The following is a 20881-nucleotide window of genomic DNA, read 5'->3' as shown; positions in this document are numbered from 1 at the left end:
CCATTTATTCCCAATCGAAGGGTTCGCTGTTTTCCGCCTGAATTGCACCAGGCGTTCGGACGCCTGCACCCAGCCGTTTCATCTTTTGCTACGAAAGGCCAGTACCGATTAAGCCACTGCTGCCAGTTTGGCGCTGGTCTGCCGACGACGGTAGGCACTGTCTCGGCTCGCCAGCCACCAGTACAGCGGCGAGGTGATCGCCAACCCTACCAGCCACGACAGGTCAGCCCCGTTGATGTGCTCGGAAATCGGCCCGACGTACAGCGGGGTGTTCATGAACGGTATCTGCACCACGATACCCACAGCGTAGGCGATCAGTGCCTGCGGGTTGTAGCGCCCATAGATCCCACCATCGACCTGGAAGATCGACTGGATGTCGTAGTCACCTTTGTGAATGGCGTAGAAGTCGATCAGGTTGATCGCCGTCCACGGCACCAGCACCACCAGCAGTACCAGCACCATGTCAACGAAGTGGCCGATGAAGTCTGCCGAAGCGAACACCGCTACCACGCAGCAGGCCGACAGCACGATCAGCGACAGCACTGCCCGGCTTTTGGCGGTGGGGATCCAGCGGTAGGCGAACGTTTGCACCAGGGTGATGATCGACAGCACCGCGCCATACAGGTTGAGAGCGTTATGGCTGATCACGCTGAGCAGGAACAGCACCAGCATGATCGGGCCGAGCGTACCGGTGGCCAGCTTGACCGCGTCCATGGTGTCCATGCCGGCTGGGATCGCCAGCACGGCCACGGCGCCGAAGATGAACGACAGGCTTGAGCCCAGGGCCGAACCCAGGTAAGTGGTCCAGAAGGTCGAGCTGACTTTGACATCTGCCGGCAGGTAGCGCGAGTAGTCCGACACATAGGGCGCAAAGGCGATTTGCCACAACGCCGCCAGCGACACGGTGGCCAGCCAGCCGGCCAGGTTGAAGCTGCCACGGGTGAGGAAATCGTCGCTTTGTACATGGGTGAAGATGTAGCCGAAGCCGACCACGATACCGATACCCAGTACCCAGGTGCCAATGCGATTGAGCACGTGGATGAAGCGGTAGCCGATAATGCCGATGATGCCTGAACCCAGCGCCCCGATGACGATGCCCACCGGTACCGGAACGGCGTCCACCACGCCATGCAGTGACTTGCCGGCAAGGACGATGTTGGATGCGAAGAAGCCGATGTACATGACACCGGCGATCACCACCACCAACAGCGCACCGAGGGTGCCGAACTGGGCGCGGCTCTGGATCATCTGCGGAATGCCCATTTGCGGGCCCTGGGCCGAGTGCAGGGCCATCAGCACCCCGCCGACCAGGTGGCCGACAAGGATGGCGACGATGCCCCATACCAGGTTCAGGTGGAACAGTTGCACACCCAGCGCGCCGGTGACGATGGGCAACGGCGCGATGTTGCCGCCGAACCAGAGTGTGAACAGATCCCTTACCTTTCCATGGCGGTCTTGCGGGGGCACGTAGCCGATCGTGTGTTTTTCTATCAGGGGTGCCGAATTGGCTGCACTGGTCATGACTGACTCCAAGGCAAGGTAGGGCATTGGGAACTGCCCGGGGGCGTGCCGGCGGTGGGCGACGCGTTCTTGTTGGAGCGATGATGAGGGGCGCGGGGATAACGAGAAATTAGTAAATATGTGCCCATAAGCGTTAAAAAAACTAAGGCTGACAAAAGCTTAAGCGGGTGACGGTAGCAAGGAGAGTGCCAGCTGGCTGAAGGCCTTGGGGTAGAGGGACGGCGGGGGTGGCAAGCGGATCACGGTGGGCTGGGTTGGTGCGATGTGCGCGTTTTCAGGGCAGATGAAAGGTTGCCTGGGCCGGCCTCTTCGCGGGTAAACCCGCTCCTACAACGGGCTACGTCACCTTTGCAGGAGCGGGTTTACCCGCGAGGGGGCCGGCACAAGAGGAAACAGCTACATGGGTAGCAACCGATCCTGAATCACTTCCTTCATCACCAAGGTCGAGCTCAAGCGTTTCACATTGGGAATACTGGTCAGGTGCTCGTCATACAGCTTCTGAAACGCCGGCAGGTCCTTGGCTACCACATGCAGCAGGTAATCCGGGTCGCCGAACAGCCGCTGCGCTTCGACAATCTGCGGGATCTGCGCCAGTGCCGTTTCAAAGTCCGCCACCGGCTGGCGGGTTACCTCGCGTAGCGTCACGAATACCAGCGCGGCAAAGTTCAGCCCAAGGGCGCTCGGTGCCAGCCGTGCGTGATAGCCCAGAATGGCTCCGGACTCTTCCAGTGCCTTTAAGCGCCGATGACAGGGTGACAGGCTGAGCCCCACACGGTCGGCCAGCTCGGTTACCGACAGGCGCCCGTCTTTTTGCAGCTCGGCAAGGATCTTTCGATCAGTTCTATCCATTGGGAAGAATCTTCCAATTCATGAATGCCAAGGGGAAATATACGAAAGAATATCCCCGAGCGAAATCCGTAATCTTTCGACATCCCAATGCAGTAGATAAGGAAGATTCAAGTGGCTATCAGTGTGCTGACGGCGTTCTGGGCTGTGTCGATGCTGTTCGTGATTACCCCGGGTGCAGATTGGGCGTATGCCATCTCTGCAGGCATGCGCGGTCGCTGGGTGATGCCAGCGGTGGCGGGAATGTTGTCGGGGCATTTCCTGGCCACGCTGGTGGTGGCGGCCGGGGTTGGCAGCCTGCTGGCTGGTCACCCGTTGGCGCTGACCTTGCTGACCCTGGCGGGGTGCACCTATTTGCTGTGGCTGGGCGGTAACCTGTTGCTCAGCCCATCCTTGCCGGCGGCCGGGCAGGGCGGCGCGGGGGAGTCGGGCTCGCGCTGGGCGTTGAAGGGTTTTTGCGTCAGCGGCCTGAACCCCAAGGTATTCCTGCTGTTCCTGGCCCTGCTGCCGCAGTTCACCGACCCGCAGTCGAGCTGGCCCGTACCGTTGCAGATCTTGTTGCTGGGGCTGGTCCACCTGTGCAGTTCGCTGGTGATCTACACGCTGGTCGGCTATGGCGCCAAAGCGGTGCTGAGCACCCGGCCGGGGGCGGCAAAGCTGGTCGGGCGGGTGTCGGGGATGGCGATGATTACCGTCGCCCTGGGCTTGATAGCCGGGCAAATGACCTGAATTTATCGGTTCAGAATGACTTCAGATACACTCGCTGCACCCTCATGCACAACCAGGAAGTGCCCCATGCCCGAAACCACGCAACTGCTCACGTTCGCCCTGATTTGCCTCGGCATGGTCCTGACCCCAGGGCCGAACATGATCTACCTGATTTCCCGCTCGATCTGCCAGGGCCGTCAAGCCGGGTTGATTTCGCTTGGCGGTGTGGCTCTGGGCTTCGTCATCTACATGTTCTGCGCGGCAATGGGCATTACGGCGCTGGTGATGGCAGTACCCTTTGCCTACGACGCGCTGCGCATCGGTGGCGCGCTGTACCTGTTGTACCTGGCCTGGCAGGCGCTGCGGCCGGGTGGCCAATCGCCGTTCCAGCTCCGTGAACTGCCCGCCGACAGCCCGCGGCGGCTATTCACCATGGGGTTTGCCACCAGCCTGCTCAACCCCAAGATTGCCGTCATGTACCTGTCGCTTATGCCGCAATTCATCGAACCGGGCCACGGCAGCGTGCTGTTGCAGTCGCTGGTGCTGGGTTCGACGCAGATCGCCATCAGCGTTACGTTCAACGCGCTGATTGCGATAATGGCCGGCTCCATCGCCGTGTTCCTGGCTGGCAGGCCACTGTGGCAACAGGTTCAGCGTTGGTTGATGGGAACGGTGCTGGCGGGGCTGGCGGTGCGCATGCTGGCAGAAGGGCGCCGTTGATCGTCCATTGCGACAAGTATCAGTGGCCGAGTACTTGCCCGAGCATCTGGCACACCTGTTCTGCCGAGTAGGGTTTGGCCAGGAAGGTGAACCCTTGGTGCCCGCCTTCGGCAATCGCATCGCTAAAGCCCGAAGTAAGGATCACCGGCAACTGCGGGCGCTGGCGGCGAAGTTCGCGGGCCAGTGCCAAGCCACCCATGCCGGGCATGACCACATCGGAAAACACCGCATCAAAATCACCTGCCGGGCCAGTCAACTGCGCCAGCGCTTCTTCTGCCGAACGCGCATAGCTGATTTGGTAGCCGTGGTCCTCGAGGAACTGAGCCGTGAAGCTGCCCAGGTCGGGGTTGTCTTCTACCACCAGTATTCGTCGCCGCTCGCCCTGTACCTGCGGCTGGCTGCCGGCCGAGGCGTCTTCGGGCAAGGCCGCAGGTGAGTCCTCCTGCGGCAGGTACAGGGTAAAGGTGGTGCCCTGGCCGGGGATGCTGTTCACCTGTACATCGCCCCCGGATTGCTTGGCGAAACCGAACACCTGCGACAACCCGAGCCCGGTACCTTCACCCGGGGCCTTGGTGGTGAAGAACGGGTCGAAGATGCGCTCCAGCAACTCGCTGGCAATACCGACTCCGCTGTCGCTCACCGATATCGCCGCGAACGGGCCAGGCAGCGAAGGCTGACCGCGCAAGGCAGGCAGGCACTGGTCGGCCTGCAGGCGCAGCTGCAAGGCACCTTCGCCTGCCATGGCATCGCGGCCATTGAGCATCAGGTTGATCACCGCGGTCTCCAACTGGCTGAGGTCGGCGCGGATGTGGCAGGGCGCTTGCGGTAACTGCAGCTCGACCCGGATGCGCGCGCCAGTGACGGTGTCGAGCATGTCGGCCATGGCCTCCAGCCGAGGCCCGGCCTCGAACACCTGTGGGCTGAGGGCCTGGCGGCGGGCGAAGGCCAGTAGCTGGCCGGTCAGTTTGGCACCACGGTCGACCGTGTCGGACATGGTCTTGAGGTAGCGCTCGCGGCGCTCCTCGGCCAGGTTGGGGCGCTGCAGGAAGTGCAGCGACGAGCGGATGATGGTCAGCAGGTTATTGAAGTCGTGGGCTACGCCGCCGGTCAGCTGGCCAATGGCTTCCAGCTTCTGGGCTTGGCGCAGTACGGCCTCGGTGTGCAGCAACTGAGTGGTGCGTTCTTCGACGCGATGTTCCAAGGTGGTGTTGAGCGCTTCCAGGGCCGCCATCGCTTCGCGCACTTCGGCATGGGCCTGGGCCCGTTGTATATGTGCCCAGCATCGCTCGGTCACTTCGCTGATCAGTGTTTGCTCGTAGTCGGTCCATGCCCGGGGTACGCGGTCGTGAATCGCCATCAGCGCGGTCAGCCTGCCACCCTTGATCAGTGGCATGCAGATGGTGGCCGTAATGCCGATGGCCTGAAAAGTCGCCGCCTCGTCAGCGGCCAGTTCGCGCAGGTTGTCATTGATCACCAGGGCCAGGCCGCTGCGCAGGCGGCTGACAGCCAGGCGGCCGAAGTCATGCAGGTGATAGTGGCCCACCAGGCGTGGTGAACCGGGGGTCACCGCATCGCCGCAAATGGTGAAACCGTCCTCGTCGGGGTCCATCACCGCATAGGCGCAGCTGGACAGGCCAAGGTGCTCGACCAGCATGCGGGTGGTGATGGCCATGATCTGGTCCGGGTCGGTTGCCTCGGTCACGGCTCGCCCGAGGGCATCGAGAAAGTTCAGGCGTTGGTTGGTGACCACGCTGGCGGTGGTTTCGGTGACCGTGTCGAGCATGCCCAGAATCTCGCCATCATGGCCGCGAATCGGGCTGTAGCAGAAGGTGAAATAGGCCCGCTCCAAACCTCCGTTGCGGTCGATCATCAGCGGGAAGTCTTCGATGTACACCGCTTCACCGGCCAACGCACGGTCCGCCATGCTGCTGATTTCATCCCAGGCTTCGTGCCACACGTCGCGGAAGGGGATGCCCAAGGCCAGGGGCTTGCGACCGAGAATCGGCGTGAACGCATCGTTGTACAGGGTGATCAAGTCCGGGCCCCACAGCACGGCCTGCGGAAAGCGCGAGGCCAGGCACAGAGACATCGTGGTTTTCAGGGCGTCGGGCCAATGTTCCAGCGGGCCCAGGGGAGTGCTGGCCCAGTCGTGGTTGCGGATGCGTTCGGCCATTTGCCCGCCGCCGTCTAGCCATCTAGCCATGTGCTTTGCCGGTCCTCTTTCTCAAGGCCCTTAGGGTGCACCGAGAATAGACCGTTGGCGAGGGTTTTGTGAGGGGCTGTGCCACTGCACGAGCCTCTGCCACTGCGCGATCCGGGGGAGTGCAGATTCACCCGCGAAGAGGCCGGACAGGCTAGCGCATGAAGTGCACTTTGCCGGTGTCATCATTGCCCATGTAAATGCCATACACCCCGGCCTGCCGCTCGAGGATGTAGCGCTCGAGAATTTGCCGGATAGCCGGGTAGTAGATCTCATCCCAGGGGATTTCATCCGGTTCGAAGAACTTGTAAGCCAGCGTCTCCGGCCCGTACTGCCCGGTCTCTTCGGTAACGATGGCACGGAAGATGATGTACACCTCGCTGATCTTTGGCACGCTGAAGATCGAATACGGCGAGACGATGTCCGCACGTACGCCGCTTTCTTCCCATACCTCGCGCAGCGCCGCCTGTTCGGTGGTTTCGCCAGCCTCCATGAACCCGGCAGGCAAGGTCCAGGTGCCGGGGCGAGGGGGGATGGCGCGCTGGCACAGCAGGTACTTTCCATCGCGCTCGATGATGCAGCCGGCGATGATCTTGGGGTTGATGTAATGGATGTAGCCGCAGCCGGTGCAATGCAGGCGTTCGTGGGTATCGCCTGTGGGAACGCCCCGGGCCAGTTCCTTGGTGCAGTGCGGGCAGTAGCGCGGGGCATTGGGCATGATCAGCGACCTATGCGGGGTTCCTTCAGGGCCAAGGGTTCGACAATGTCGCGCACCTTGGCGTTGTCATCCTGCTTCTGGCGCAGGTAGTCCAGGGCCACCTTGGCTGCGGCGCGGACGTGGTCGACCGAGGCCTGGTGGGCCACCAGCGGGTCGCCGCCCTTGATGGCCTCGACGATCTTTTCCATTTCGCGGTTGCTGGCGCCGCGGCGGTTTTCCTGCGATACCGAGGTGGCGCGCAGGTAGCTGATGCGTGCTTGCAACTGGCGCAACTGCTGGGCCGCCACCTGGTTGCCAGAGCCTTCCAGCAGCACATCGTAGAAACCTTGTACCGAGTCCAGCACCTGTTGCAACTCGCCTTCTTCCAGTGCTTCGCGGTTCACTTCCAGCGCGCGTTCCAGCGCACGGATGTCCTTGGCCTTGGCGTTGAGGGTGAACAGTTGCACGATCAGGCCTTCGAGCACACAGCGCAGCTCATAGATGTCACGTGCATCTTCCAGGGTGATGATGGCCACGCGCGGGCCTTTGGCGTCGGCGAACTCGACCAGGCCTTCGGACTCCAGGTGACGCAGCGCTTCACGTACCGAAGTGCGGCTGACGCCGAGGCGGTCGCACAGGTCGCGCTCGACCAGGCGGTCGCCGGGCAACAGGTGAAAGTTCATGATTGCGGTGCGCAGCTTGTCGAGCACGATTTCGCGCAGAGTAACGGGGTTGCGGTTGACCTTGAAGCTGTCGTCGAGTGGCTGGCGTTTCATCAGGTGCGCTCTTTATGAGGCTGTTGCGCCAACATTGCGGAATGCCCCGAACCGAGGCTTTCCATGCAGTGGTTCGAACAGCCCGTTGTTAACGGGTTGGCTCCGCATCGGCTTCGGCAAACGCTTCACGGGCCAGGCGGAAACTGTCCACCGCCGCGGGTACGCCGCAATAAATGCCGACCTGGAGCAGGATTTCGCGAATCTGTTCACGGCTCAGCCCATTGCGCAGGGCACCGCGAATGTGCAACTTGAGCTCGTGGGGCCTGTTGAGCGCGGAAATCATGGCCAAGTTTATCATGCTGCGCTCTTTCAGCGACAAGCCTTCGCGGCCCCAGACGTGACCCCAGCAATACTCGGTGACCAGCTCCTGCAACGGTTTGGTGAATTCATCTGCGTTCTGGATCGAGCGGTTGACGTAGTCCTCGCCCAGTACCTGGGTGCGGATTTTCAGGCCCTTTTCGTACTTTTCATTGCTCATGTGCAGTACTCCGGCATAAAAAAGGGGCCGCAACCGAGGGTGAGACGATTAGCGCGACCCCTGAAAACAGGGGCATCGGTGTTGGCTTCTTCGCGGGCTTGCCCGCTCCCACAGGTATCGCACAGATTCCGCAAGCTGTGGGAGCGGGCGAGCCCGCGAAGAGGCCAACACCGACTTCAGGATGTATCAGCCAAGCGGCGGCAGGGCGCCGAGCTTGCCCTTGTGGTACACCATCGGGGTCATCGGCTGCTCAGGCAACACCAGGTTCTTCACCGCGCCGACAATGATCGCGTGGTCACCGCCGTCGTACTCGCGCCACAATTCGCACTCGATGATCGCCGTGGCCTTGGCCAGCAGAGGGTTGCCCAGCTCGCTCAGGTGCCATTCGACGCCCTTGGCCTTGTCCTTGCCCTTGCCTGCGAAGGCATAGGCTTCGGCGGTCTGGTCGGCGGACAGCAGGTGGATGGCGAACTGCTTGCTGTCGCGCAGGATCGGGTAGGTGTCGGAGGCATAGTTGGGGCAGAACAGCACCAGCGCCGGGTCGATCGACAGCGCGCTGAACGCACTGGCGGTAATGCCGACGATGCCGCCGTCGGCGTCCAGGGTGGTCACTACCGTGACGCCTGACGGGAAGGAGCCCATCACGTCTTTGTAGATGCCGGGTTCGATCATCTCGTGTTCCTCCTAGCGCATCACGAACGGGTCGGGCATCGGCGCGGTGGACAAGTTGATCCACACGGTCTTCAGCTCGGTATAGGCCAGCACCGAATCGATGCCGCTCTCACGGCCGTAGCCGCTGTTCTTGAAACCACCTATCGGTGCCATGGCCGACACGGCGCGGTAGGTGTTGACCCAGATGATCCCCGAACGCACGTCGCGGGCCAGGCGGTGGGCACGGCCCAGATCGCGCGTCCAGATGCCGGCAGCCAGACCGAATTGCGAGTCGTTGGCCATGGCCAGGGCTTCTTCTTCGGTCTTGAAGCGAATTACTGCGGCGACCGGGCCGAACACTTCTTCCTGCATGATGGTCATCGCGTTGCTGTCGCACTCGAACAGGGTCGGCTCGTAGAACCAGCCGTCACCTTCAACGTCGGCACGCTTTCCGCCCATGTGCAGTTTGGCGCCTTCGGCCTTGGCCGCAGCCACCAGGCCTTCGACGACTGCCAGCTGTTGCGCGGTGGCCATCGGGCCCATTTCGCTGGCGTCGTCCTGCGGGTTGCCGATGCGGATGCGCTTGGCGCGGGCAATCAGGCGCTCGACGAACACGTCGAAGATTTCATCCTGCACCAGCAGGCGCGAACCGGCCACGCAGCTTTGCCCGGACGCGGCATAGATGCCGGCCACGGCGCCATTGATGGCGCTGTCCAGGTCGGCGTCGGCGAAGATGATGTTCGGCGACTTGCCGCCCAGTTCCAGCGACAGCTTGGCGAAGTTTTCGGCACTGCTGCGCACCACGTGGCGGGCGGTGGCGGCACCGCCGGTGAAGGCGATCTTGCGCACCAGCGGGTGGCGGGTCAGCGCCGCGCCGGTGCTGGGGCCGTAGCCGGTGACCACGTTGACCACACCGGCCGGGAAGCCGGCCTCAAGGGCCAGTCGGGCCAGCTCGAGGATGGTCGCCGAGGCGTGCTCGGACGGTTTGAGCACGATGGTGTTGCCGGCAGCCAGGGCAGGGGCCAGCTTGATCGCGGTGAGGTACAGCGGGCTGTTCCACGGGATGATCCCGGCAACCACGCCGATCGGCTCGTGCACGGTGTAGGCGAACAGGTCGGGTTTGTCCAGCGGCAGGGTACCGCCTTCGAGCTTGTCGGCCAGGCCCGCAGTGTAGTGGAAGAACTCCGGCAGATAGCCGACCTGGCCGCGGGTTTCGCGGATCAGCTTGCCGTTGTCACGGCTTTCCAGCTGGGCCAGGTGCTCCTTGTTCTCGGCAATCAGGTCACCCAGGCGACGCAGCAGCTTGCCGCGGGCGGTGGCGGTGATGCTGCGCCACGCCTTGCTGTCGAAAGCACGCTGGGCGGCCTGAACGGCCAGCTCCACATCGGCTTCATCGGCGTCGGGCAGTTGCGCCCAGGCCTGGGCGGTGGCCGGGTTGAGGCTGTCGAAGGTCTTGCCGCTCTGGGCATCGCGCCATTGGCCGTCGATGCACATCTGGAAACGAACGAGGGTCATGCAACAATCCCCTTGGCGGATTCGGTGAGGGTGCGGGCTTGGGTGAGGAAGTCCAGCAGCATCTTGTTGACTTCACGCGGTGCTTCCACCGGCATCATATGCCGTTGCTCGGCGAGGACCACACTGCGTGCGCCAGGAATGCAGGCGGCGAGCTGGCGGGTCATGGCCGGGGTGGAGCCCGAGTCGAGTTCGCCGGTGGCGATCAGCGTCGGCACCTGGATACTGCCCAAGTCGTCGGCGCGGTACATGTCCTGAGTGGCGAACAGCGAATAAGTGGTGTGGTAGCCCTGCGGGTCGTTGCTCGCCAGCACCTGGCGAATTGCGGCGACCTGCGCAGGGTTGGCAGCCTTGTATTCACGGCTGAACCAGCGGTCCAGGGCAGCATCGACGTTGGCGTCGGGGCCCAGCTCCGCCGCCTGGGCGGCACGCGCGATCACCCCGGCACTCTGCTCGGGGGTGCGGTTGAACACGCTGTTGAGCACAACCAGTGCAGCCAGGCACTGCGGGTAATTGAGGGCGAATGCACGAGCAACCAGGCCGCCCATGGAGAAGCCGATTACGGTGGCTTGTGCAATTTGCAGGTGGTCAAGCAGTTCGGCGAGCTGGTCGGCATAGCCTTCCAGCGGTGTGTCGGCAGCCGGTACGCGGCTTTGACCGTGGCCGAGCATGTCGTAGGCGATGACGCGGTAGTCGTTGGCCAGGCCAACGAACTGACCGCCCCACATTTCCTTGTTCAGGCCCACGCCGTGGATCAGTACCACGGGTTGGCCTTGGCCGACATCCAGATAGCTGGTGCCGGCAGGTGTGCGTTCAGCGACAGGCTGAATCATGGAGGGCGCTCCTTGAAGGTCGGGCGCGGCGGGTAAGCACGCCACGCCCCGGCCCGTCTTGGTTGTTGTTATTGAGCGTTGGCTTTTTCGGCAGCCAGTTCTTCCAGGTCGATGTAACGGTTGCCGATGCGCGGGTGCAGGCGGCCGCCATCGGCTGCGCCCAGGACCACGACGATTTCATCGGCACGCGGGGCGTCTTCGATCTGCATTTCCAGGGTGATGTAGTGCGAACGCAGGCCTTCGTCGTCCTTCTGCATCATCGGGATCTGGATCGAAGTGCCTGGGCCGCCGCGCTTGTTGGTGAAGCTCAGGTAGCTCTTGGCCTGAACTGCCTCGCGGTAGTGGTTGCCGAAGCGCAGGGTATGGATCACGGCCGAGGCGTGCTCGATTTCGCCATCAGCACCGACGACGGCGGCTTTACCGTAGGCCTCGATCTTGTCGGCGCCGCCAATGGCAGCAGTCAGGCGCTCGACCATCAGGGCACCCAGCTCCGAGCAGTTGGCGCGAATTTCCGGCTTCAGATCTTCAACGAAACCGCGACCGGCCCATGGGTTCTTGATCACGACGGCCAGGCCGACCATGGTCACCGGCTTGTCAGTGGCCTTGCCGCCTTCGATGCGGGTCTCTTCGGAGTAGGTGACGATCTTGCGGATTTCGAAACTCATGGATGGCTCCTGGTGAGGGTTATCAGCTCTTGTTGTCTGATGGTATACCATAATATTTGTTGTGCAAGAGGTGTCAGGAAATTTCTCTTGCCGGGGGACGAAAGGTGCCCTGATGCCTTGATTTCTCTGTTGTCTGTACTGGCCTCTTCGCGGGCTTGCCCGCTCCCACAAGGACTGCACAGGTTTCAAAAAAAAGCCCGCTCACGCAGGCCGAAGGGGCCCACGGGAGCGGGCGCGTCCCGCAATGATTCAGGCAATGGGAATTCAGGCGAACGCCGGCACCACTTCCTTGATGAACAGCTCGAGCGACTTCTTCTTCTCGGCGTGGGGCAAGCTGTTGTCGCACCAGAAGCTGAACTCGTCGACGCCCAGTTCCTGGTAGTACTTGATGCGTGCGATGATCTCTTCCGGCGTGCCGATCATGGTGTTCTTGCGGATGTTCTCCAGCTGGAACGCCGGCACTTCGGCGAACTTCGACTCCGGGCTCGGCTCCAGGAAGCCATTCACCGGGGTCGTCTTGTTGCCGAACCAGGCATCGAAGGTGCGGTAGAAGCGCGAGATCGCCTGGGCACCGACCTTCCAGCCTTCCGGGTCGGACGGGCTGTGCACGTGGGTGTGGCGCAGCACCATCAGTTGCGGGCGCGGCACGTCCGGGTTGTTGTCCAGGGCGGCCTGGAACTTGTTCTTCAGGTCCAGCACTTCTTCGTCACCCTTCATCAGCGGGGTGACCATGACATTGCAACCATTGGCAACGGCGAAGTTGTGCGAGTCCGGGTCGCGGGCGGCGATCCACATGGGCGGCGTGGCGTTGAACGGCTTCGGTACGCTGGTGGAGGTCGGGAACTTGTAGACTTCACCGTCGTGGGCGTAGTCGCCTTCCCACAGCTTGCGCACCACCGGCACCATCTCGCGCAGCGCCTTGCCGCCGTCGGTGGCCGGCATGCCACCTGCCATGCGGTCGAACTCGAACTGGTAGGCACCGCGGGCCAGGCCCACCTCCATGCGGCCGTTGCTGATCACGTCGAGCAGGGCGCATTCGCCAGCGACGCGGATCGGGTTCCAGAATGGCGCGATGATGGTGCCGGCGCCCAGGCGGATCTTCTCGGTGCGCGCGGCCAGGTAGGCCAGCAGCGGCATCGGGCTTGGCGAAATCGTGTATTCCATGGCGTGGTGTTCACCGATCCACACGGTGCTGAAACCGCCGTCTTCGGCCATCAGGGTCAGTTCGGTCAGGTCTTCGAACAGCTGGCGGTGGCTGACCTGTTCATCCCAACGTTCCATGTGCACGAACAACGAAAATTTCATGGGTTTTTCCTCAACGCTTGTTATTGCCCGTCAGTCAATCGGGCTTCAATGTGGGAGCGGGCTGCGTCCAACTGCAGGCTTCAGGCAAAGGCCGGCAGGCTGGCCATCTTGCCGCGGCAGTACACCATGGGCCGTGGTGCTTCTGCCGGGACGATCAGGTTGTGCACCTTGCCGACCATGATGGCGTGGTCGCCACCTTCATATTCACGCCACAGTTCGCATTCGATGACGGCGGTGGCGCCGGCCAGGATCGGATTGCCCAGTTCACTCAGGCTCCACTCGATACCGCTGGCCTTGTCCTTGCCCTTCCTGGCGAACGCGTAGGCTTCTGCCTGCTGTTCACCCGAGAGCAGATGAATGGCAAAGCGCTTCTGCTTGATCAGTACCGGGTAGGAGTCGGAGGTGTAGTTGGGGCAGAACAGCACCAGTGGCGGGTCCATCGACAGTGAGGAGAAGGCGCTGGCGGTCAGGCCGACGACCGAGCCGTCGTCGTCCTGGGTGGTGATGACGGTAACGCCGGACGGGAAGGAGCCCAGAACGTTCTTGTAGACAGTTGCGTCGATCATCGGGAGTACCTCTGAAGGGCTGCGGTGGTCCGCGGTTTTTATCGTTGATGTGTCTGATGGTATACCGTAATACCTATTTTGCAAGCGGAATTTTCAACCCTGGGTTTTCGCGATGAACGGCCAAAAGCCACGAAAACCGTGGCCTTGAGCGGTGAGGCGGTTTGTCGCAGGGGTTTCGCAAGCGGATCAGTGGCCGTTTTTTCATGCGGATCAGTGTTGTCAAAAGTTTGGAATACCATAATATGGTCCGCAGCTGAGAGGCCGCCTAGATGCGGTTTCCTTACAAAGATAAAAACGACCTTTCGAGCTGAAAACCATGTCCCAACCGTCGTCGCAACACCAGTTTGTCGAGAATCACACGGTCGATTACGTTCCACCTGCCGAGCGCCACGGGAAGGCGCGCGACCTGTTCACCCTCTGGTTCAGTACCAACATTGCACCACTGCCCATCGTCACCGGTGCCATGGTGGTCCAGGTGTTCCACCTGAACCTGTTGTGGGGGTTGATAGCCATCGTCCTGGGCCATCTGGTCGGGGGCGTGGTCATCGCCCTGGCCTCTGCGCAGGGGCCGCAGCTGGGCATTCCACAAATGGTGCAAAGCCGTGGCCAGTTCGGCCGTTACGGTGCCTTGCTGATCGTGTTCTTCACCGCGCTGATCTATGTCGGCTTCTTTATTTCCAACATTGTCCTGGCAGGCAAGACCATCCACGGCATCGCCCCGAGCGTGCCGATGCCTGGCGCGATCGTGATAGGCGCCCTGAGCGCTACTGCCATCGGCGTGATCGGCTATCGTTTCATCCACATTCTCAACCGCATCGGTACCTGGGTGATGGGTTCGGCTTTGCTGGCCGGTTTCATCATGATGTTCATCCAGGACCTGCCGGCAGACTTCTTCAGCCGCGGCGCATTCAACCTGTCGGGCTTTATCGCCACCGTGTCGCTGGGCACCATCTGGCAGATCAGCTTCTCGCCGTACACGTCAGACTATTCGCGCTATCTGCCGCGTGAAGTGGGCATTGCCAAACCGTTCTGGGCTACCTACCTGGGCGCCACCCTGGGCACCATCCTGTGCTTCAGCTTTGGTGCAGTGGCCGTGTTGTGCGTCCCGCAAGGCACCGACGCAATGGACGCGGTGAAGCAGGCTACCGGCTGGCTGGGCCCGATCCTGATGGTGCTGTTCCTGCTCAACATCATCAGCCACAACGCCCTCAACCTGTATGGCGCGGTGCTGTCGATCGTGACCGCAATCCAGACCTTCGTGGCCGAGTGGACGCCGAGCGTCAAGGTACGGGTGATTCTGGCCTCGGTCATTCTGGTGGGCTGCGGGATGGTGGCACTGAATGCCTCGGCGGACTTCATCGGTCAGTTCATCGGCCTGATCCTGGCGCTGCTGCTGGTGCTGGTGCCTTGGGCTTCGATCAACCTGATCGATTTCTACCTGATCAAGAAGGGCCAGTACGACATCGCCTCGATCTTCAGTGCAGACGGCGGCATCTATGGCCGCTTCAACCACCACGCGATCATTGCCTATGCCTGCGGCATCCTGGTGCAGCTGCCGTTTGCCAATACTTCGCTGTATGTGGGGCCGTACTCGAACATTGTCGAAGGGGCCGACCTGTCGTGGCTATTCGGCTTGCTGGTGACCGTGCCGCTGTATTACTGCCTGGCCACACGCGGGAAGGCGGTTAACAGTGCGCGGGTTATCAGCGTCAACGACTGACAACTGCAACATGGGGCTGCTAAGCAGCCCCGACTATGGCCGCTTGGTCGATTTCCGCGCTTTGCTGGGTCAGGCATGCCCGCGCCCGTCATGCTGCCTGCGATACGCCCCCGGCTGCACCCCCACTGCCTTGGCGAACGCCCTGGTGAATGCGGCCACCGACTGATACCCCACCTGCGCGCCCACCTGCTCAACGGTATGCCCCGCCTGCAGCAACTGGCTGGCATGGCGCATGCGCAGCGCCAGCAGCACTTGTCCCGGTGACTGCCCGGCCAGCTCGCTGAAACGCTTGAAAAAAGCCGACCGTGACAACCCGGTGCAAGCGGCCATGTTCTCCAGGGTCCAGGTTTGCCCCGGTTGCTCGATCAATTGCTCAAGCAATCCGGCAAATGCCGGCTGGCGGGCGAGGGCGACCAGCCCGCCCAGCGATTGCCCTGCGTGCACCTGCTGGCGCAGCACGTACAGGAACAACAAGTGCGTCAGCCGTTCCAGTAGCATCTGTGATGGCCCAGCATCTCGCCGGCATTCTTCCAGGATCAGCCCGAACAGCGCCCGCGCTGCGCTGCCGCTGGGATCTTCAGCGCGTAACAAGATCCAGTCAGCGAGACCCTCGACAATCAGCGAGCAGAGGCCCGACTGAAAATGGAAGAAGCCGCAGACCAAGCCAACGCCGTCGGCGGCCTGGCTATCCAGCGCCTGCATGGCCTGGCGTGGCTGAGCACAGGCGTCGACCGGGTCCTGATCGCTGGACAAGCGATAGGCCAGGTCACGCAGCAGGAACACGGCATCACCTTTCTCCAGGCGAATGGCCTGCGGCTGGCCGTCAATGTGCAGCCAGCAATGCCCTTGCACCACCAGGTGAAAGCTGGCGCGGCCCATGCCTTGGGTACTGGCATGCCAGCCGCCGCAATAGCGGCCTACATGAAACAGGCTGGCATCGAGCTCCAGGCTTTCTAATAACCAATCGACAAGCGGGCTGGACGAAATCATCTAATGCAAAGACTCAGGAGCAAGGAAAGGCGACTGACGAATATGGAGGGTAGTTCTTATAACCAACAGACTGTAGTGACACTCATCAAAGGAGATCACTGCATGTCCGCGCGCATTACTTTACACACGCTGCAGAGCGCCCCGGAAGCGGCACGGCCGTTCCTTGAGAACGCGCAGAAGAATTCCGGCTTCATCCCCAACCTGCTTGGTGTGCTGGCCAACGCCCCGGCGGCGCTGGAAACCTACGTGACCGTTTCGGCACTCAATGGCAAGTCTGAGCTTGGCCTGGCCGAGCGTGAAGTGGTGCAACTGATCGCGGCCACCCAGCATGGCTGCGACTTTTGCGTGGCCGGCCATACGGCCGTCGCGCTGAACAAGGCCAAGCTGCCGCAGGAGGTGGTCGATGCTCTGCGTGCCCGTGGCGAACTCCCGAACGCCCGCTACGAAACCCTGGCCGCCTTTGCCCGCGAAGTGATCGCCACCCGTGGCAATGTCAGCGAAGCCACCTACCAGGCCTTCCGTGAGGCCGGCTTCAGTGAAGGCAACGCCTTGGAGGTGATTCTGGGCGTAAGCCTCGCAACCCTGTGCAACTTTGCTAATGTTTTCGCCCAGACGCCACTCAACGAAGAGCTTGGCAAATACCGCTGGCAGCCTTCTGCGTAGTCCACCTGTGATAATGGCCATTACCAGGCCGTTGTATGAGCGGCCTTGTGCCGTGAACGGGCCGCAGAGCGGCCCCGGCGTTATCAAAGGAGCAAGACCATGCAAGATTGTGCATTTCGACACTGGCTGGATGCCAATGCCGAGGCCATCGACCGGGGCCTGTGCGAACCGCAGCAGGTGCTGGCGCAGATCGCAGAATCGCAGCTGCTGCGCACGGGGGTCGACCCAGCGCTGGGCGGTACGGGCGGGCAGGTGACCGACGCGGTCGAGGCCATCGCCGCCATTGCCAGCCGCTCATTGGCTGCGGCTTTCGTCTGCTGGGGCCAGCGTGCCTTCATCGAATACCTGCTGCACAGCCCCAACCAGCCCCTGCGTGAGCGCCTGCTGCCGCGGCTGTTGACCGGTGAATTGGCCGGTGCCACCGGGCTGTCCAACGCCATGAAGTTCCTGTCCGGTATCGAAGCGCTGCAGGTGCGTGGCCGCCCGGCAGCCGATGGCTGGCACCTGGAAGGGCGACTGCACTGGGTGACCAACTTGCGTAAAAGCGGCTTCGTGGTGGCGGCGGCCATCGAGGATGAAGCCGGCGGCGCGCCGTTTGTGCTGGCCATTCCTTCCGACGCTCAAGGCCTGGAGCGCTCTGATGATCTACAACTGATGGGCCTGCAGTCGAGCAACACGGCAGCACTGGCTTTTCACCAGGTGCCGCTGGCCCGCGACTGGTTGCTGCATGAAAATGCACGCGAATTCCTGCCACGGGTACGTCCGGCATTCCTGGCGCTGCAATGTGGCATGGCCATTGGCCTGGCGCGACGAGCGCTGGAAGAGGTTCAGGCGCATCTGCATGGCCGAGCCTCGTTCCTCGACGAAGCCCGTCAGGTGCTTGGCGAACGCCTGGAAAACACCGTCAGCGAACTCAAGCAGGGCTTGCTCGAAGGTCGCTTCCAGCAGCAGCCGGCGGCCTTGTTCAAGCTGCGCATCATCCTGGCTGAAAGTGCTGCTGACGCGGTACAACTGGAGTTGCAGGCCAGTGGCGGCAAGGCTTACCTCTGCGAATACGGCGAAGGGTTCGCCCGCCGCTGGCGGGAGTCGGCCTTCGTGCCGATCGTCACGCCCAGCCTGGTGCAATTGCGCGCCGAACTGCAACGCCAGGCAGGCGTTGCATGAGCGCGGTATTGCTGGAGGCCCGTGAAATTCGCTTGGGCTACCCGCGTGAGGGTGGTTGGCAGCAGGTGCTGGCGCAGTTCGACCTGCAGCTGGCGCCAGGTGAAGTCGTGAGCATCCTTGGCCCCAGTGGTGTGGGCAAGTCCAGCTTGCTGCGGGTGCTGGCAGGCCTGCAGCAGCCTGGCGGCGGCAGCGTGAGCTTGCACGGCCAGCCGCTGCAGGGGCCGCACCCGCGTCTGGCGGTGGCCTTTCAGGACCCAAGCCTGCTGCCATGGCTGAGCCTGGAGAAGAACGTCGCCTTCGGCCTGGACTTCGCCCGTCAGCCCAGGCTGGCGGATGCCGAACGCCGTGCACGCATCGACCATGCGATTGCGGCTGTGGGCCTGGCCCACGCCCGTGGCCAGTACCCGGCGCAGTTGTCTGGCGGCATGGCCCAGCGCACCGCGCTGGCCCGCTGCCTGGCACGCCAGCCCGAAGTCTTGTTGCTGGATGAACCCTTCGGTGCGTTGGATGAGGTGACCCGCGCCGACATGCAGCAGTTGCTGCTGCAACTGATCGCCACGCACAAGACCGCGGCCGTGCTGATCACTCACGATATCGACGAAGCCCTGCTGCTGTCAGACCGGGTTCTGCTACTGGGCAACCACCCAGCGCACATCCTCGGCCAGTGGCACATCGACCTGCCGCAACCACGGACGCAGCGGGTCGAAGAACTGGGCGCTTTGCGTATCGAAATCCTCAAAACCCTTCGGCGGGCAAGCCGCACAGTCGAACCTACCCCAACCTCGTTGCCCTCGGAGGCTGTCCATGTGCATGGATGACTGTTGTTCCTCTTCTTCGCGTCGTGACTTTCTCAAGCTCGGCGCCATGCTCACTGCTGCCGGTGCATTGCCGTTGCTGTCGAGCTTGCAGGCGCGTGCCGCTGCCGAGCCGGACGCGCCGGTGCGCATCGGCTACCTGCCGATCACCGATGCCACGCCGCTGCTGGTGGCACATAACAACGGCCTGTTCGAGGCCGAAGGCATCAAGGCCGAGCGCCCGGTGCTGCTGCGCAGCTGGGCGCAGGTGATCGAGGCATTCATCTCCGGCCAGGTCAATGTCATCCACCTGCTTTCGCCGATGACGGTATGGGCGCGCTATGGGAGCAAGGTGCCAGCCAAGGTGGTGGCCTGGAACCACGTGGGCGGTTCGGGCCTGACTGTTGCGCCGGATATATCCGACGTGAAACAGCTCGGTGGCAAGACAGTGGCCATTCCGTTCTGGTACTCGATCCACAATGTGGTACTGCAACAGTTGCTCAACGACAACGGCCTGACGCCCGTGTCGAAGCCGGCCAATGCGCAACTGGCCGCCAACGAGGTCAACCTGCTGGTGCTGCCACCGTCCGACATGCCACCCGCTCTGGCCAGCAAGCGCATTGCCGGCTACATCGTTGCCGAGCCGTTCAACGCACTGGCCGAGAACCTCAAGGTGGGCCGCGTGCAGCGCTTTACCGGCGATGTATGGCGCAACCATGCGTGCTGCGTGGTGTTCATGCACGAGCATGACCTGAATAACCGCCCGGAGTGGTCGCAGAAAGTGGTCAACGCCATCGTCAAGGCCCAGCAATGGACCCGTGACCATCGCACCGAAGCCGCCGCACTGCTGTCTAGGGCGGGCCCCAACAAGTACACCCCGCACGAGCCTGCGGTGCTGACCAAGGTCCTGGCGCCCGCCGCCGAAGACCGTGCTGGCTACATTGCCAGTGGCGCCATTCGCCATCAGCAGTGGGACGAAAAACGCATCGACTTCCAGCCATACCCGTTCCCGAGTTACACCGAAGAGCTGGTCAAGCGCCTGAAAACCACCCTGATCGAAGGCGACAATGCGTTTCTTGCCGGGCTGGATCCGGCGTATGCCGCCCGCGACCTGGTCGACGATCGCTTCGTGCGGAATGCCATCGCGGCAGTGGGTGGCCCGTCGGTGTTCGGCATTGCCGACAACTTCGAGCGTAGCGAGGAGTTTGCGGTCTGATGCGCACGCATGTCGTACATGCCGGCCTTGGGCTGGTCGGGTTGCTGGCCTTGTTGCTGTTATGGTGGGCCGGTGTGGCAATGTTCGGCCAGGCCCACGGCCTGTCGGCGCGCTTTTCGCCGGCGGCAACCCTGGCCAGCCTGGTCGAGCTGCTGGGGCAGGGCGAGGTCTATGGGCATATCTGGGTCAGCCTCAAGCGCATCCTGATTGGGCTGCTGCTGGCGCTGCTGATGGGCGTGCCGTTGGGCTTGCTGGTAGGCAGCTACCGGCACCTGGAGGCGGTGACCACGCCAGCATTTCAGTTTCTGCGCATGATATCGCCATTGTCGTGGATGCCTGTGGTGGTGATGCTGATGGGCGTGGGTGACCAGCCGATCTACTTCCTGCTGGCGTTTGCCGCGTTGTGGCCGATCTTGCTGAACACGGCGGCTGGGGTGCGCCAACTGGACCCGCGCTGGCTGCAACTGAGCCGCAGCTTGAGTGCCACGCGCTGGGAAACCTTGTGCAAGGTGATTGTGCCGGGGGTGATCGGTCACGTGCTGACGGGGGTGCGCCTGGCCATCGGTATTCTGTGGATTGTGCTGGTGCCGTGCGAAATGCTTGGGGTGAGTGCGGGGCTTGGGTATTTCATTCTTGATACCCGTGACCGGCTGGCGTATTCCGAACTGATGGCGATGGTGCTGCTGATTGGCGTGCTGGGGTTTGTGCTGGATGCCCTGGCGCGTGGGCTGCATCGGCGCTGGGTGCATGGCTGAGAGGCCAATGGGGCTTCTTCGCGGGCTCGCCCGCTCCCACAGGTACATCACCGGCCTTGGGCCTTAGGGTATTCCTGTGGGAGCGGGCAAGCCCGCGAACA

General features: G+C 62.5%; 21 protein-coding genes. 8 read left to right on the top strand and 13 right to left on the bottom strand.

Annotated elements, in window-relative coordinates; all coding sequences use genetic code 11:
• Positions 1-108 precede the first annotated feature (108 nt).
• Both C4Q27_RS28745 and C4Q27_RS28740 read right to left on the bottom strand, forming a co-directional pair.
• The gene (locus C4Q27_RS28745; protein ID WP_014590635.1) at positions 109-1521 is read right to left on the bottom strand and encodes a cytosine permease; all 1413 of its coding nucleotides are present in this window, start codon (positions 1519-1521) and stop codon (positions 109-111) included.
• Positions 1522-1917: 396 nt separating this feature from the next.
• Entirely contained in the window at positions 1918-2370 is a 453-nt protein-coding gene (locus C4Q27_RS28740; protein WP_003256079.1) for an Lrp/AsnC family transcriptional regulator, read from the bottom strand.
• 111 nt (positions 2371-2481) lie between these two features.
• Between C4Q27_RS28740 and C4Q27_RS28735 the strand changes: the two genes are divergently transcribed.
• The gene (locus C4Q27_RS28735; protein ID WP_064493008.1) at positions 2482-3096 is read left to right on the top strand and encodes a LysE family translocator; all 615 of its coding nucleotides are present in this window, start codon (positions 2482-2484) and stop codon (positions 3094-3096) included.
• A gap of 66 nt (positions 3097-3162) precedes the next feature.
• Positions 3163-3795 carry a LysE family translocator gene (locus C4Q27_RS28730; RefSeq protein WP_014756268.1) on the top strand — a complete coding sequence of 211 codons (633 nt, stop codon included), beginning with the start codon at positions 3163-3165 and terminating at the stop codon, positions 3793-3795.
• A gap of 19 nt (positions 3796-3814) precedes the next feature.
• Here the strand turns inward: C4Q27_RS28730 and C4Q27_RS28725 are convergent, their stop codons facing one another.
• The 10 genes from C4Q27_RS28725 to C4Q27_RS28680 all read right to left on the bottom strand — a co-directional run bounded on the left by C4Q27_RS28725 (position 3815) and on the right by C4Q27_RS28680 (position 13478).
• Positions 3815-5998 (bottom strand): ATP-binding protein, encoded by a 2184-nt coding sequence (locus C4Q27_RS28725; RefSeq protein WP_064493007.1) that lies wholly within the window; start codon positions 5996-5998, stop codon positions 3815-3817.
• 151 nt (positions 5999-6149) lie between these two features.
• The gene (locus C4Q27_RS28720) at positions 6150-6713 is read right to left on the bottom strand and encodes an NUDIX hydrolase (protein ID WP_010954491.1); all 564 of its coding nucleotides are present in this window, start codon (positions 6711-6713) and stop codon (positions 6150-6152) included.
• Positions 6714-6715: 2 nt separating this feature from the next.
• Positions 6716-7468 carry a GntR family transcriptional regulator gene (locus C4Q27_RS28715; RefSeq protein ID WP_010954490.1) on the bottom strand — a complete coding sequence of 251 codons (753 nt, stop codon included), beginning with the start codon at positions 7466-7468 and terminating at the stop codon, positions 6716-6718.
• 88 nt (positions 7469-7556) lie between these two features.
• Positions 7557-7946: a carboxymuconolactone decarboxylase family protein gene (locus C4Q27_RS28710; protein ID WP_003256073.1), complete on the bottom strand. Its 390-nt coding sequence runs from the start codon at positions 7944-7946 to the stop codon at positions 7557-7559.
• Positions 7947-8132: 186 nt separating this feature from the next.
• Positions 8133-8618 carry a flavin reductase family protein gene (locus C4Q27_RS28705; protein ID WP_014590641.1) on the bottom strand — a complete coding sequence of 162 codons (486 nt, stop codon included), beginning with the start codon at positions 8616-8618 and terminating at the stop codon, positions 8133-8135.
• A 12-nt stretch (positions 8619-8630) separates the two neighbouring features.
• Positions 8631-10112, bottom strand: coding sequence for an aldehyde dehydrogenase (locus C4Q27_RS28700; protein ID WP_064493006.1), 1482 nt, complete (start codon positions 10110-10112; stop codon positions 8631-8633).
• Positions 10109-10942 carry an alpha/beta fold hydrolase gene (locus C4Q27_RS28695; RefSeq protein WP_064493005.1) on the bottom strand — a complete coding sequence of 278 codons (834 nt, stop codon included), beginning with the start codon at positions 10940-10942 and terminating at the stop codon, positions 10109-10111. Before C4Q27_RS28695 ends, C4Q27_RS28700 begins: the two co-directional genes overlap by 4 nt.
• 68 nt (positions 10943-11010) lie before the next feature.
• Positions 11011-11607, bottom strand: a complete 597-nt coding sequence (locus tag C4Q27_RS28690; protein ID WP_003256068.1) for an amino acid synthesis family protein — start codon at positions 11605-11607, stop codon at positions 11011-11013.
• A gap of 264 nt (positions 11608-11871) precedes the next feature.
• The gene (locus tag C4Q27_RS28685; protein ID WP_010954486.1) at positions 11872-12912 is read right to left on the bottom strand and encodes an LLM class flavin-dependent oxidoreductase; all 1041 of its coding nucleotides are present in this window, start codon (positions 12910-12912) and stop codon (positions 11872-11874) included.
• Between the two features lie 80 nt (positions 12913-12992).
• The gene (locus tag C4Q27_RS28680) at positions 12993-13478 is read right to left on the bottom strand and encodes a flavin reductase family protein (protein WP_014756273.1); all 486 of its coding nucleotides are present in this window, start codon (positions 13476-13478) and stop codon (positions 12993-12995) included.
• A 316-nt stretch (positions 13479-13794) separates the two neighbouring features.
• Between C4Q27_RS28680 and C4Q27_RS28675 the strand changes: the two genes are divergently transcribed.
• Positions 13795-15198: a cytosine permease gene (locus C4Q27_RS28675; RefSeq protein WP_010954483.1), complete on the top strand. Its 1404-nt coding sequence runs from the start codon at positions 13795-13797 to the stop codon at positions 15196-15198.
• A gap of 69 nt (positions 15199-15267) precedes the next feature.
• Here C4Q27_RS28675 and C4Q27_RS28670 read toward each other — a convergent pair whose 3' ends face one another.
• Positions 15268-16188: an AraC family transcriptional regulator gene (locus tag C4Q27_RS28670; RefSeq protein WP_064493004.1), complete on the bottom strand. Its 921-nt coding sequence runs from the start codon at positions 16186-16188 to the stop codon at positions 15268-15270.
• Positions 16189-16290: 102 nt separating this feature from the next.
• On the opposite strand from C4Q27_RS28670, the gene C4Q27_RS28665 reads away from it, so the two are divergent.
• The 5 genes from C4Q27_RS28665 (at position 16291) to C4Q27_RS28645 (ending at position 20780) form a co-directional block, all read left to right on the top strand.
• Positions 16291-16851, top strand: a complete 561-nt coding sequence (locus C4Q27_RS28665) for a carboxymuconolactone decarboxylase family protein (RefSeq protein WP_029615376.1) — start codon at positions 16291-16293, stop codon at positions 16849-16851.
• 99 nt (positions 16852-16950) lie between these two features.
• Positions 16951-18015, top strand: coding sequence for an acyl-CoA dehydrogenase family protein (locus C4Q27_RS28660; protein WP_104887781.1), 1065 nt, complete (start codon positions 16951-16953; stop codon positions 18013-18015).
• Entirely contained in the window at positions 18012-18833 is an 822-nt protein-coding gene (locus tag C4Q27_RS28655) for an ABC transporter ATP-binding protein (protein ID WP_104887780.1), read from the top strand. Before C4Q27_RS28660 ends, C4Q27_RS28655 begins: the two co-directional genes overlap by 4 nt.
• Entirely contained in the window at positions 18820-20025 is a 1206-nt protein-coding gene (locus tag C4Q27_RS28650; protein WP_064493001.1) for an ABC transporter substrate-binding protein, read from the top strand. The genes C4Q27_RS28655 and C4Q27_RS28650 overlap by 14 nt, the downstream gene beginning before the upstream one ends.
• A complete protein-coding gene (locus tag C4Q27_RS28645) occupies positions 20025-20780 on the top strand; it encodes an ABC transporter permease (RefSeq protein ID WP_064493000.1) in 756 nt (251 codons plus the stop codon). Before C4Q27_RS28650 ends, C4Q27_RS28645 begins: the two co-directional genes overlap by 1 nt.
• The last annotated feature ends 101 nt before the right edge of the window (positions 20781-20881 follow it).

The organism is Pseudomonas sp. SWI36 (assembly GCF_002948105.1).
Taxonomy (GTDB): Bacteria; Pseudomonadota; Gammaproteobacteria; order Pseudomonadales; family Pseudomonadaceae; genus Aquipseudomonas; species Aquipseudomonas alloputida.
The sequence above is the reverse complement of the archived record's forward strand: the minus strand, read 5'-3'. Positions and strand labels throughout refer to the sequence as shown.